This is a genomic window from Parvibaculum sp., from assembly GCF_002684405.1.
Taxonomy (GTDB): Bacteria; Pseudomonadota; Alphaproteobacteria; order Parvibaculales; family Parvibaculaceae; genus Parvibaculum.
The window spans coordinates 16,081-28,730 of record NZ_NYVD01000074.1 but is presented as its reverse complement, the minus strand read 5'-3'; the positions used below and the strand labels follow the sequence as shown (position 1 = coordinate 28,730).

At 61.8% G+C, this 12,650-nt stretch carries 15 protein-coding genes; 12 read left to right on the top strand and 3 right to left on the bottom strand.

Going from position 1 to position 12,650, the window contains the following annotated elements; genetic code table 11:
• The 3 genes from CMI59_RS06375 to infC form a co-directional block, all read left to right on the top strand.
• A partial coding sequence (locus CMI59_RS06375; protein WP_293326249.1) for a glycosyltransferase occupies window positions 1–1,080 on the top strand: 1,080 nt, incomplete at its 5' end.
• Window positions 1,077–1,433 carry a hypothetical protein gene (locus tag CMI59_RS06370; protein ID WP_293326247.1) on the top strand — a complete coding sequence of 119 codons (357 nt, stop codon included), beginning with the start codon at window positions 1,077–1,079 and terminating at the stop codon, window positions 1,431–1,433. The genes CMI59_RS06375 and CMI59_RS06370, both read left to right, overlap by 4 nt.
• A gap of 174 nt (window positions 1,434–1,607) precedes the next feature.
• Complete coding sequence (gene infC / locus CMI59_RS06365) at window positions 1,608–2,147, top strand: translation initiation factor IF-3 (RefSeq protein ID WP_293326257.1); 540 nt, start codon at window positions 1,608–1,610, stop codon at window positions 2,145–2,147.
• A gap of 58 nt (window positions 2,148–2,205) precedes the next feature.
• Here infC and CMI59_RS06360 read toward each other — a convergent pair whose 3' ends face one another.
• The gene (locus CMI59_RS06360) at window positions 2,206–3,162 is read right to left on the bottom strand and encodes a glycerophosphodiester phosphodiesterase family protein (protein ID WP_293326244.1); all 957 of its coding nucleotides are present in this window, start codon (window positions 3,160–3,162) and stop codon (window positions 2,206–2,208) included.
• Window positions 3,163–3,365: 203 nt separating this feature from the next.
• On the opposite strand from CMI59_RS06360, the gene CMI59_RS06355 reads away from it, so the two are divergent.
• The 7 genes from CMI59_RS06355 (at window position 3,366) to CMI59_RS06325 (ending at window position 9,525) form a co-directional block, all read left to right on the top strand.
• Window positions 3,366–3,668 (top strand): hypothetical protein, encoded by a 303-nt coding sequence (locus CMI59_RS06355; protein WP_293326242.1) that lies wholly within the window; start codon window positions 3,366–3,368, stop codon window positions 3,666–3,668.
• A 120-nt stretch (window positions 3,669–3,788) separates the two neighbouring features.
• Window positions 3,789–4,172 (top strand): hypothetical protein, encoded by a 384-nt coding sequence (locus CMI59_RS06350; RefSeq protein ID WP_293326240.1) that lies wholly within the window; start codon window positions 3,789–3,791, stop codon window positions 4,170–4,172.
• Between the two features lie 106 nt (window positions 4,173–4,278).
• On the top strand, window positions 4,279–5,526 hold the full coding sequence (locus CMI59_RS06345) for an LLM class flavin-dependent oxidoreductase (protein WP_293326237.1): 1,248 nt from the start codon (window positions 4,279–4,281) through the stop codon (window positions 5,524–5,526).
• 11 nt (window positions 5,527–5,537) lie between these two features.
• Window positions 5,538–5,876 carry an I78 family peptidase inhibitor gene (locus CMI59_RS06340; protein WP_293326234.1) on the top strand — a complete coding sequence of 113 codons (339 nt, stop codon included), beginning with the start codon at window positions 5,538–5,540 and terminating at the stop codon, window positions 5,874–5,876.
• A gap of 135 nt (window positions 5,877–6,011) precedes the next feature.
• The gene (locus CMI59_RS06335; RefSeq protein ID WP_293326232.1) at window positions 6,012–7,358 is read left to right on the top strand and encodes a HAMP domain-containing sensor histidine kinase; all 1,347 of its coding nucleotides are present in this window, start codon (window positions 6,012–6,014) and stop codon (window positions 7,356–7,358) included.
• A 103-nt stretch (window positions 7,359–7,461) separates the two neighbouring features.
• Window positions 7,462–8,598 (top strand): iron-containing alcohol dehydrogenase, encoded by a 1,137-nt coding sequence (locus tag CMI59_RS06330; RefSeq protein ID WP_293326229.1) that lies wholly within the window; start codon window positions 7,462–7,464, stop codon window positions 8,596–8,598.
• Between the two features lie 75 nt (window positions 8,599–8,673).
• Window positions 8,674–9,525: a phytanoyl-CoA dioxygenase family protein gene (locus tag CMI59_RS06325; protein WP_293326226.1), complete on the top strand. Its 852-nt coding sequence runs from the start codon at window positions 8,674–8,676 to the stop codon at window positions 9,523–9,525.
• Between the two features lie 9 nt (window positions 9,526–9,534).
• Here the strand turns inward: CMI59_RS06325 and CMI59_RS06320 are convergent, their stop codons facing one another.
• The gene (locus CMI59_RS06320) at window positions 9,535–10,506 is read right to left on the bottom strand and encodes a magnesium transporter (protein WP_293326223.1); all 972 of its coding nucleotides are present in this window, start codon (window positions 10,504–10,506) and stop codon (window positions 9,535–9,537) included.
• A 136-nt stretch (window positions 10,507–10,642) separates the two neighbouring features.
• On the opposite strand from CMI59_RS06320, the gene CMI59_RS06315 reads away from it, so the two are divergent.
• Window positions 10,643–11,626 carry a tetratricopeptide repeat protein gene (locus CMI59_RS06315; RefSeq protein ID WP_293326221.1) on the top strand — a complete coding sequence of 328 codons (984 nt, stop codon included), beginning with the start codon at window positions 10,643–10,645 and terminating at the stop codon, window positions 11,624–11,626.
• Between the two features lie 18 nt (window positions 11,627–11,644).
• Here the strand turns inward: CMI59_RS06315 and CMI59_RS06310 are convergent, their stop codons facing one another.
• Window positions 11,645–12,172, bottom strand: coding sequence for a VOC family protein (locus tag CMI59_RS06310; protein ID WP_293326218.1), 528 nt, complete (start codon window positions 12,170–12,172; stop codon window positions 11,645–11,647).
• A gap of 211 nt (window positions 12,173–12,383) precedes the next feature.
• Between CMI59_RS06310 and rpmI the strand changes: the two genes are divergently transcribed.
• Window positions 12,384–12,590: a 50S ribosomal protein L35 gene (gene rpmI, locus CMI59_RS06305; protein ID WP_167091178.1), complete on the top strand. Its 207-nt coding sequence runs from the start codon at window positions 12,384–12,386 to the stop codon at window positions 12,588–12,590.
• Window positions 12,591–12,650 lie beyond the last annotated feature (60 nt).

Here is a 12,650-nt window from a genome sequence, read left to right as displayed (position 1 = left end):
GCGGCGGGCGGCCGGGCGCTTGTCGCGAGCCGCGGCGGACGCATGGTGCCCGAACTCGAAGCGGCGGGCGGCGAGCATATCGAGCTTGCGGTCCATTCCAAGAACCCGGTGGTAATGGCGCTCAATGTGGAGCGGCTGACGCGGCTTGTGGAACGCGAAGGCGTAAGCCTCGTTCACGCGCGAAGCCGGGCGCCGGCATGGAGCGCGCTGGCCGCCGCGCGGCGCTCGGGTCGCCCTTTCGTTACGACCTATCATTCGCGCGTGCATGAAAAGCCCACCCTGAAGGTCTTCTACAATTCCGTCATGGCGAAGGGCGATGCCGTCATCGCCAACAGCCATTACACGGCAGACCGTATCCGGCGCGTTCACGGGCCGGATGAGGCGCGTGTCTTCACCGTGCCGCGCGGCGTCGATGTTGCGGCGCTGGATGCAGACAAGGTCGAGCCTCGGCGCATGGACGCGCTGCGCGCGGCGTGGAAACCCTATGAGCTGGGTCCCGTCTTCATTCATCCCGCGCGGCTGACGCGCTGGAAGGGCCAGTTCCTCTCCATCGAAGCGGCAAAGATCCTCTTCGATGAAGGTGTTACCGCTTTTTCGCTCTGCATCGTCGGCGACCATCAGGCCCGCGAGAGCTACAAGGCCGAGCTGGAACACCGGATCGCCGACGCCCGGCTGGGGCCGCATGTCCGCATCTGCGGCAATTGCGACGACATGCCGGCGGCCTACGCGCTGGCCGACGCGGTTGTTTCTCCTTCCATCGAACCGGAGCCTTTCGGCCGCACCGCGGTGGAGGCGCAGGCCATGGCGCGGCCCGTCATCGTTTCCGACGCGGGCGGCCAGCGCGAAACGGTGCGCGATCCGTCGGATGAGGGCGGGCTTGAACGGGCGACGGGCCTGCGTGTGCCGGCCGGCGATGCGAAAGCGCTCGCCGCCGCGATGCGGAAAATCATCGACATGAGCGAGGCCGACCGTCATGCGATGGGCCGGAACGGCCGGATGAACGCCGTGGCGCATTATTCGGTCGGTGCAATGTGCCGCTCCACGCTCGAAATCTACGCGCGCCTGCTGGCCGCGAAATGACTGAAAAGGACCTCCCGGCCCCGCCGGTCGTGGTGATGATGCTTCGGGAGCGGGGAAAAACGCCGGGGCCGGTACTCCGGCGGATATCGGCGGTCCATGGCGGCGCGGCGCTGCTGCTTCTGACCCATGAAGGCGCCGAAACCCCGGCGGATATTCCCCTTGCCGCGCACTGGCGGGACGGCAATATGCGCGGTCCCTTGCGGTTTCTGACGCTTTCCAGGCGTTTGTCCTGGGCGGGCGCGGCATGCGGCTACGACCTTGCGCCGACCGTCCGAAGCCGCCTCCTGCGCTGGTCCGTGAGGCCTTCTATTCCCTGGTATGACGCGGAAAAGGACCATCCACCTGTTTCTTGACTTGCGGCCACGACATCACAAATCTATAGGATTGCAGCGTAAACCCCGCGATCGGGGCTTCCAGAGAAGCTCCGTCATGCCACGAAGGAGAAAAGGCGATGCCTCGTCTCCGGCTGTCATGAAGGTCTGAGCCAGACAAACAGGCCGATCGCCCAGCTCGAAGGAGACCAGTTCATAGCTCGCAGACCGCACCAGGCGCCCGCACCGTCAAAAGACGGCCCGCGCGTCAACGACATGATCACCGAACGCACCGTGCTGCTGATTGACGCCGAAGGCGAAAAGCGCGGCGAGGTGGCGATCGAGGATGCCATGCAGATGGCCGCCGAATCCGGCCTGGATCTGGTCGAGGTCTCGCCCAATGCGAAGCCTCCCGTATGCAAGCTGCTCGATTACGGCAAGTTCAAATACCAGGCCCAGAAGAAGGCCAATGAGGCGCGCAAGAAGCAGAAGACCGTCGAGGTCAAGGAAATCAAGATGCGCCCCAACATCGACACGCATGACTACGAAGTGAAGATGCGCAGCATGCTTCGCTTCTTCGAGGAAGGGGACAAGGTCAAGGTGACGCTCCGCTTCCGTGGCCGCGAGATGGCGCATCAGGAGCTCGGCATGCAGCTTCTGAACAAGGTGAAGGGAGAGGTGGACGAGATCGCCAAGGTCGAATCCTATCCCCGTCTCGAAGGCCGCCAGATGGTCATGGTACTGGCGCCGCGCTGACACCCGCATCCGGCGAAGACGAAAAGGGCCCGGCGGTCTCCGCCGGGCTTTTTGTATTTCAACTGGCCAGCGCCTTCGACAGCCGGTCCGGCCGGTCGGTCAGGATCGCATCGACGCCGAGCGCGATAAGGCGGCGCATCTCTGTCTCGTCGTCCACCGTCCAGCAGGAAACCGAAAGCCCCGCCTCGCGGCAGACCGCGACGCTCGCCTCCGTCACGTCGCCATGCCAGGCGAACCATCCGTCGGCGGGCCCGGCGGCGATGGCTTTCAGCATGCGCGGGGCGAAATCCGCGCCCTGCTGATCCCGCCAGTCATAACCGTTCGCCCAGGGCGCGCCTGAGGCGGAGGCGGCGCGCAGTTTCTCATCCGTGGAGCCGGGCTCGTCCCGCGCGGCGGAGGGGTCTTCCGGGTCGATCTGGTAGAAGGGCAGCGTGGTGAAGGCGTTTTCGATCTCCGGCGCGATCTCTTTCGCTCGCGCCAGCGCCCGCCAGTCGAAGGAAACGAAGGTCACCTGCTTCGAAAGCCCGTGCGCGCGCGTCAGCGCCACCGCGGCCTCCGCCAGCGCCGCCGGGTCGGCGGACTGACTGAGATCGAGAAGTGCGGTCTTGAGTTCCACATAGAGCCGGAAGCTGCTTCCCGCCTTTGTCTTGACCAGCTCATAGACATCGCGAAGCGCGGGAATACGCGCCCCGTCGAAAGCCGTCTGGTCCGGGTAGCGCGATGAATAGCCCGCGCCCGGCCTCAGCCGCCCGATGTCGTAGCGCTGCATGTCCTCGAAACTGAGGTCTTTCAGCAGCGGCGTGGGCCGTGTCAGCCATTCCCCGTCGGGCCCGCGGGCGATGGCGGGCTTCAGGCTCTCGTCGTGATGAACCGCCAGCACGCCATCCGCCGACAGATGCACGTCGAGTTCGATGCCGTCCGCGCCTGCCGCGATCGCCCGCTCGAAGGCTTCCATCGTGTTTTCCGGCCAGAGGCCGGCCCCGCCCCGATGAGCGATCTTCAAAACTCGTTCCAACCCCGTTCTCCACCTGTTCCGCACCATCCGTGGCGGCGAAGGCTAGCGGCGATGCGGCCTGCCGTCCATTGCTCCGAATTGGAGTGAACTCTCGATATTCGGACCGTGTGTTTCACTAATGATCAACGGAAAGGAGTAAAACTAAGGGTGTACTGAAATGGAGCGCGGCCAGCCGAAAGGGTCTGCCTCCCGAGAAAGGCGGAGTGAATGGAATGGTTTCAATTCTAAAGCGTATGCTCGTGAAGGCGATCCCGCACCGGCGCCGCGTTTCCTATTACGATTCACAGACTTTCATGCGACGGGCGCTGGAAAACACCGGCTTCATCGACCTGATACGCTTTTCCGACGAGGAACTGGCGCAAGTCATCGCGGCCAATAAGAACTCCAGCTGGGTGGAGGCCGCCCGCCGCGAAATGAAAACCAGGCGGGAGATCCGGCAAAAGCTTGGAATTCGAGAGGCCGAGCGGGCGGATTTATCCGGGCGGGACGGCCTCGCAGCCGAATAATTCCGCCCGCACCGCTTCATGCCAACCCACACGCTTCACGAAAGTGACGGAAATCGGTGTGAACACATTCACCTGAGCTGGCTTTACTCCTCCTGAAAAGTGTACAAACTCGGGACAGAGGTGCTGCGCGGCCCGATTGCTATGCCGCCAAGCCCCGCTGCCGCAAAAGCGACCAACGTGTTGCGTGAGGAAAGCGCTCAGGTTTTTGTTTCCGGAAGAAGGACCCCTTCTTCCCGACGGATCGGGAGCGACATGCTCACATTTTCTTCTTTCTGGCGCCGGTTTTCCGGGCGCCGCAGACGGCATAAGTCCTCTTTCTACGGCTCTCAGCATCTGATGCGTGAAGCCGCCCGGGAAGATGCGTCGGGCTCTTTGCGCCATCTTTCCCACGAAGCGCTGCAAAAGATCGCCGATGCGGAAAGCGGCGAGCCCGGAAGGGAAAAAGCGCGGGCCGAGCTGGAGAGGCGCCATAAAAAGGCCGACCGGGGCGGCGCCGCCGGATAGGGACATGCTGCAGCGCATAAAAGTCACGGCCAACGCCGCCTTTGCATGAGGCGGGGTCGGGATGCCTATAATCCTCCCAACGACAAAAATGATTTGGGAGGATCTCATGCGTTTCGGTGTCTTTTATGAATTGCAGCTTCCACGACCCTGGGAGGAGGGCGACGAACACCGCCTCTTTCATGAGGCGCTGGAGCAGGTCGTGCTGGCCGACAAGCTGGGCTATGACCATGCATGGGAGGTGGAGCATCACTTCCTCGAGGAATATTCCCATTCCTCCGCACCCGAAGTATTCCTTGCCGCCGCCGCCGCGCGGACGAAAAACATTCGGATCGGTCACGGCATCCGGCAGGTGATCCCCAACTACAATCACCCCGCCCGCACGGCGGAAGCGCTGGCGACCCTCGACATCATGTCGAACGGGCGCGTCGAGTTCGGCTTTGGCGAGGGGGCGACGCGGTTGGAGCTTGGGGGCTTCAACATTCCCGCCAAGGAAAAGCGCGCCATCGCCATCGAAGCGGCCGAGCAGATCGCCAACATGATGACCATGACGCCCTATCCGGGGTTCGAAGGGCAGTATTTCTCCATGCCCTGCCGCAATGTAATCCCGAAGCCGATGCAGAATCCGCATCCGCCCATGTGGATGGCATGCACAAATCGCGACACGATCCGCGTAGCGGCCTCGCTTGGCGTCGGCGCGCTCGCCTTTTCCTTCGTCGATCCGGAAGAAGCGAAGAACTGGGCCGACATCTATTACGGCATCATCAAATCGGACGAGTGCAAACCCATCGGCCATTCGGTCAACGCCAACATCGCCATGGTCTCGAACTTCTCGCTGCATCATGATCGCGCTGAAGCGATCCGCCGCGGACATGAAGGGTTCGAGTTCTTCGGCTATGCGCTCAACGCGCTCGTCGCGCATGACACCGTGCCGGGCCGCTCGAACCTGTGGGGGAGCTATATCGAGGCGCGGGGCAACCGCACCGAGGAGATCGTCGAGGCCTCCAAACGTGCCGATGCGATTGCGACCGGCATCGGCACGCCGGACGATATGCGCAAGCATCTCGCCGCCTTCGAGGAGGCAGGTGTCGATCAGGTGATCTTCATGCAGCAGGCTGGCCGCAACAAGCACGACCAGATCTGCGAATCGCTGGAACTCTTCGCTGCCGAGGTGATGCCTGAGTTTGCCGCCCGTCGCGTGGAGCGGGAAAAGAAGAAGGCGGAAGAGCTGGCGCCCTATATCGAGGCCGCACTGAAGCGCAAGAACCGCATGCCGGAACTGGCCGATAAAGATATTCCGGTCGTCAAGGCATCGGTGAAAAAGGCGCAGGTGAACGAGAACACCGCAGCCGATTGAAGGAGATGAACATGCGGTCGGAAGCGTTTGCACTCATTATGGCGATGAGCGGTGCGAGCCTTCTGGCCGCCTGCGACCGGGAGGAGGCGGCCATGCCGGCGCACAAGCCGCCCGAGCAGAGTTCCGAAATGCCGAAAGACTGCAACGAGGTGGCCGCCGGCTTTGCCGGGCAATGGGTGGGCAAGCCATATGAGGGCCTGCGGCATATGCTCGAAATTTCCCGTGTGGTGCATGTCACGCGGACCCGCTTCTTCGAGAAAGGATCCATGCTCACAATGGATCACATCCCGACCCGGCTGAATGTCGAATATGACAAGGACGGGAAAATCACCCGGATCTTTTGCGGCTGAGCCTGGATATTTGCGGCTGAGATTGTGGCGTTTAGGCACAGATCTCCAGCCGTCCGGTACTTGCGTGAAATAATCCTTTTTTAAGTCGCATTCTGCATGCTTCTCGATGCGGCAGCCCGCCTTCGAGAAAGCCCGATGCAGGAAAGTCTTTCACGCCTGAACTTACGCAACGCGCGCGCCTCCGTGCCGGTCCTGGCCGCGGCGGTGGCGGTGCTCTGTGCCTTGCTCACTCCGGCGCATTATTTTCTCGTCGAAGAACCCTGGCGCGACACGCTGGTCGTCTCGGTCGGCGCGAGCGGGCTTGCCGCCTTTGTGATAGCTGTCGGGTTCACACGCGACCCGCGCTTGTTTCATCACCCATATATCGTCGAAGCGGTGCTTCTTGGGCTGGTGGTGTGGAACACATGTCTTCATCAGCTATTGCTCGGCGAGCCCAAACTGACCACCAATGCGGCTTTCGCTATTGTGGGGCTCGGGCTGATGTCTCACCGGCAGGAAATATATTTCATCTTCTCCGGTATTCTGATCGGCAGTGTCCTGGTTGCCTGGCGCATGAACGCGGATGACGAACACTGGCCGCATTTCCTCTTCGGTATGCTGATCGCCACGATCCTGAGCGGAGCGGTCTATGCCATGCGTTTGCGCCAGAGCATATCTCAGGCCCGCCGGGATGCGTGGCAGCGCGACACGATGCGCAGAATGTCGGCTCGGGAGGCCGAGCTGGCGTCGGCGCTCCGGCGCGCAGATGAACTGGCGGAGAAAGCGCAGGAAGGCGCAGTCTCCAAATCGAGCTTTCTGGCCAGTATGAGCCATGAGCTGAGGACGCCCCTCACCGCGCTGATCGGTTTCTCCGAGCTCCTGAAGAAAAATCATCCCGACACGGAAGACCCCGAAAGGGAATACATCGGACAGATCAATGAAAACGGGCAGATGCTGCTCGGTATGATCAACGACCTCCTCGACGTCGCCAAAGCCGATTCCGGCCGTATGGAGCTGAATATCGAAGAGGAGGATCTGGAAGATATTGTCCATTCCGCTGTCGCCACCATGAAGCCGCTTGCCGCGGAGCAGCGTCAGCACCTGGCAGTCCGGATCGAGTGCGACGACAGCCATGCGATGGTGGATATCCGAGCCATGAAGCAGATCCTGCTGAACCTGATCGGCAACGCCGTCAAATACACTCAGCGCGACGGCACGATCGAGGTCGCGCTGGAGCGCGAGGGCCGGGGCTTCGTCATCTCCGTTACGGACAATGGACGGGGGATCGAGGCGGCGAAACTGAAGTCGATTTTCGATCCTTTCGAGCAGGTGGATAATTCCTACAACCCATCCCGACAGGGCACCGGTCTCGGCCTCTATCTGGTGAAAACGCTCACCGAGATGCAGGGGGGGAGCATCCATGTGGAATCCGAGCCCCGTCGCGGTTCTTCCTTTGCGATTTTCCTTCCCGCGCTCGAAGCCCGTCGGCCTCTTTCCGCCTGATCCCCCGAACGATCCTCCCTTCCGTACCGGAAACTTGTGCTAGGCTTTCTGAAAGCCCTTCGATGAAAGGGCGACAAGAACAGCATCAGGGAGGAGGCCCGCCATGGCCAATCTGACATTCTGCACGACCACCGTTCTCGATCACGGCGCCATCAGCCAGCTCGCCGCCGCGCTTCAGGCAAACGGCATCAAGCGCCCGCTCATCTGCACCGACAAGGGCATTGTCGCTGCCGGCATTCTCGACAAGGTGCGCGGCGCCATCCCGAACGACATCCAGCCGACCATTTATGACGGTACGCCGGCCAACCCCACCGAGAACGCGGTGCTGGAAGCCGCTGAAATCTACAAGGCCGAAGGCTGCGACGGCATCGTCTCCGTCGGTGGCGGCTCCTCCATCGACCTCGGCAAGGCGGTTGCGCTCAACGTCACGCATGAGGGCGATCTTCTCGGCTACACCGCCGGCATGGGCGGCGTGGCGAAAATCGGCGCGGTGGCGCCGCTGATCGCCGTGCCCACCACTTCCGGCACGGGCAGCGAGGTGTCCTCCGGTTCCGTCGTCGTCATGAACAATGGCGAGAAGCTCATTCTGGCGTCGAAGAACCTCGTGCCCCGCATGGCGATCTGCGACCCGCAGCTCACCATCGGCCTGCCGCCCATGCTCACCGCCGCCACCGGCATGGACGCCATGGCGCACTGCATTGAGGCCGTGTGCTCGCCGCAGGTGAACCCGCCCGCTGAAGCCGTGGGTCTCGACGGTATCCGCCGCGGTCTCGGCCAGGGCTTCCTTGAGGCCGCCGTCGCCGACGGCAAGAACGAGGAAGCGCGCTGGAACATGATGCTGGCCTCCACCGAAGGCGCCATGGCCTTCACCAAGGGGCTGGGCGCGGTGCATTCCATGAGCCATGCCTGCGGTTCGGTGAAGGAGCTCGGCCTCCATCACGGCACGCTCAACGCCGTCGTGATGCCGACCGTGCTGCGCTACAACCACGACCGCATCGGCGAGGCGCTGCCCCGCATCCGCGAGGCGATGGGCCTGAAGCAGACGGCGGATGTGGCCGAAGAGATCGAGGCGCTGAACCAGCGTCTGGGCCTGCCGAAGAACCTGTCGGAAATGGGCGTCACCGAAGACCGGATCGACTATCTCTCGGCCCACGCCGCGCGCGACGTCTGCACCTTCACCAATCCCAAGCCCGCCAGCGCCGAGGAATATGCGGGCATGTTCCGCGACGCGATGGCGTAAAGCTGCTTCGCGGGGGCGGATGGTGTCATGCCGTCCGCCCCCGTTTTATTCCGATACAGAAGACGGGGAGGAGACATGCCTGCATCCGGCATCGATCTCGACGCCAAGATGGAAGCCTTTGAACGGGACGGCTTCGTCGTTTTCGAGAATGTGATCGAAAAGGATCTGGTGGAGGAAATCCGCGAGGAATTGCTGCGCGTCGAGCGCGAGCATGAAATCGGCTTTCGCGAGACCAGCTTCGAAGGCAAGAACACGGTCCGCATCTACAATCTGCTCGCGCACGGCCCCACTTTCTGGAAAGTCCCTGTCCATCCGGCGGCGCTCCCTTTTGCCGAGCGTGTGCTGGACAGGGAGCTTCAGCTTTCCTCCCTGAGTTCGATCACGCTGTGCCCCGGACAGGGCGCGCAGCCTCTGCATGCCGACGACCAGTTGATCCCGGTGCCGAAGCCGCATCAGCCCTTCACGCTGAACTGCATTTGGGCGATTTCAGACTTCACGGAAGAAAACGGCGCGACGCGCCTCGTGCCCGGCAGCCACAAGGCATCGGGCTACAACCCCGGCTACGATATCGAGCGCGATACGGTGGCGGGCGAAATGCCTGCGGGCTCCGTGCTTTTCTGGCATGGCAGCCTCTGGCATGCGGGTGGCACCAACCGTACGGATGAGCGCCGTTTCTGCGTGGCCAACTATTACTGCGCGGGCTTTATGCGTCAGCAGGAAAACCAGTACCTCGGCGTTCCGCTTGAAGAGGCGAAGAAGTTTCCGCGCCGTTTGCAGGAGCTGTGCGGCTATTCCGTCTATCGCGGGCTCTATGGCCATGTGGACAATGCCGACCCCATCACCATGCTCGGCCGCGAGGGCAGCAAGCTGACCTGGGAGAGGACGCGCGAAGAAGTGCTCAACGACTTGAAGGGCGCTGCCGACTAGGCAGTTCCCTCACATCGTCTTGACCACGAAAGCGGTCATCACCGTGAAGTAGACGATCAGGCTCAGCATGTCCTGAACGATGGTGGCGACCGGGCCCGAGCCGAAAGCCGGGTCCACACCCATTCGGCTCAGTATCCACGGGAAGATGAGGCCGACACTGCTCGCTGCGCCGCCTGCCGCGACCAGCGACAGCGCCGCGCCGAACCCCAGCCATGCATCCCCGAACCCTGCCCATATCAGCAGGAAGGAAAGCGCCCCGAGCGCAAGGCCGAGCAGCAACCCCGTCGCCAGCTCGCCGCCGAAGATCTCCCAGAGCGGCTTGTGACTGAGCGACAGTCCGCGCACGGCGACCGCCTCGGTCTGCGTGCCGATGGCATCCGCCAGATAGACGAGCGCCGGAATGAAGAAGGCGATCTCGACATTGGCCGACAGTTCCGTCTCGAAACCCGCCATGATGGAGGTCGCCGCCACACTGCCGCCAAGTCCGACCAGCAGCCAGGGCAGCCGCCTTGCGAACCGGCTGAGCGGCGAATCCTCCAGCGCGTGCCGCGCGGTGCGGGTCGCCTTCATCGTACCGGTGAAGCGTTGCATATCTTCCACATGCTCGCGCCAGATGACGTCGAGCAGGTGGAGCGCGGTGACGCAGCCCAGAAGCTTTCCCGCCTCGTCGACCACCGGCACGTCGGAGACTTCGTTTTCGCGGGCAATCGTCGCGATGGCTTCCTGATCGGTCTCGGGCATGACGCGCGGCCAGTCTATCCGCATAAGCGAGGCGATCGTGCTGCCCTCGGGGGCGTCGTACAGCGTGACGAGATGCATCGCGCCCAGAAAGCGGCCGCCTTCATCCGTTACGAAGACCGGGTCCACCACTTCCCACTCGTTTTCATGAAGCCGGTGGCGCCATTCGCCCGCCATGCCGTCGGCGGGCAGCGTGGCGACACGGCGGCTCATCAGATGGCCGGCGGTTTCGGGCTGGAACATAGCAGCACTCTCTCGGGCAGATGGAGCGATGGGGCGAGAGTGCGCCAGATCGAGTGTCGCCGCATTCCATTTTTGAGCTAGACGACAAGGTACGAAAAAAGCGAGCATTGGAAACGAAGACCGAAGGGGGGTGGTCTTGGTTTTTCAGATTGGCGCATCGAAGAAAATTGAATGCTGGACAATGCCTTCCGGCATTGTCGCAAGGGTTGGCCGCGCATTTTGCTTGATTTGGCTGGCCTTTCTGGGTGTTTGCCTATCCTGCGAAGCGATAGCCTCTGCTGGTTCGGATGCCGGTGAGCTGTGTGATCGGCTTGCTTCCGATCCATTCGATCCGGCGCGCGAGGCCCAAGGCGTAGCCTTCGATGACATTGAGCCTGACAGCGCCGTCCAAGCCTGTTTGGCGGCGGCGGTTCAAAACCCCGACAATGATCGATATCGCTTTCAGCTATCGCGCGCACTAGACGCAGGAGGAAGGACGAAGGAAGCGGGTTGGTTGCTGCATGGAGCTGCAAAGCATGGTTATCCGATTGCGCAGGCTCACTTGGGTGCCTTTGAACTCGCAGGAGGAAGAATCGGTAAAAGAGTTCCCCGCCCGGAATATTGGCTCAATCAGGCCGCAGAAAATGATGTGCCGATGGCGCAACTCATACTCGCAAGGGCTTACCTTTCTGGAATGTTTGGCGAGGGGAACGAACAGAAGGGCCTGCATTGGCTGTCCGTTGTCGAAAAAAAAGGCATGGAGTCGGCAAAAGTCACGCGATTGGAGTTTGAGATTCTCGGCGCCGTGAAAAGAGATGATGCCGATGTGGCAACGAAAGCGCGGCACAGGTTGAAGCTGTTGGCTGAAGCTGGAAATGTTGACGCAGCTCTGTCGCTGGCGCGCCTTTATTCGTCTGGTATCGGGGTGGCGCGCAACTGGACGAAAGCAATGGATTGGTATGAGCGTGCGGCAAGAGCGGGCAATACTGAAGCTCAGAGGAAGCTCGCTTTCGCGTACAAAGAGGGCCTGGGCCGCGAGCGTGACGAGGAAAAAGCGGCGAAATGGCAGAAGGCAGCATCGAAAGAAAGGAAATCGCTGACCTACGGTCCGGACGGTTTTCAGTTCTTTGAAGGCAGGTAGGGAATTAGCTCGTCCGCCTCACCGCACCGGGCGGATCGGGTTGCTGCCGTCCCAGTCGGCTGCGGCCTTGCGGATATGCTCGAAGAACTTGCCCTTCGCGCCGCTGATATCCGACATCTCGATCACCGTGCCCGGATGGGTCTCGGTGTCGAAATAGACGAACCGCCCCTGAGGCCCGCCGATCTGGCCTTCATGGCCGACCTTGTAGCCCGCCGCGACGGCGCGGTCGTAATCGGCCTGAAACTCGGTCGTCCAGTAGGACATATGCTGCAGCCCCTCGCGGCCTGCATTCAGGAAATCCATATACATGGAGGGCGCATCGTTGCGCTGCTGGATGAGCTCGATCTGCAGATCGCCCGTATTGGCGAGCGCGATGCTCATCTCCACCGGCGAGGGCTCGCCCTTATAGGTGAACCAGTCGCACTCCACCCGCTCGATGTAATAGAACGGCCCGACCCCCAGCACCTCCGTCCAGTGCGTGAGCGCCGCCTCGATATCGCGCACGACATAGCCGTTCTGGCAGACTTTCCCGAAAAACCGACTCATGAGTTACTCCTCTGAAGATGCGTCAAACTAGCCGATCCGGCCCCTTGACCTCAGCCCTTTTTCCCTTATAAATCCGCGACTTCGGGACGGGCCGGCCTGTAGGGCATGCCTTGCCTGTCCGAAAGCCATGACCCGAACCCGCGTCCTCTTCGATTTCTTCAATGAAATCAAGGTCTTCACTTGCGGGTTCCTCAGAAGAACGGAGAGCGAAATGCCCAAGCTGAAGACCAAGAGTGGTGTGAAGAAGCGTTTTTCCTTCACCGCCACCGGCAAAGTGAAGCGCGGCCAGACCGGCAAGCGTCACGGCATGATCAAACGGACCAACAAGCAGATCCGCAATTTGCGCGGCACGACCATCGTCCATGAGGCCGATGCCGAGCGCATCAAGAAGGTATTTGCACCCTACGGCCTGAAATAAGGCCAGCCTGAAAAAGGCTTACGGGGTTCCGGTCCAAATTTTCTCTTAGAGGAGAGCTAT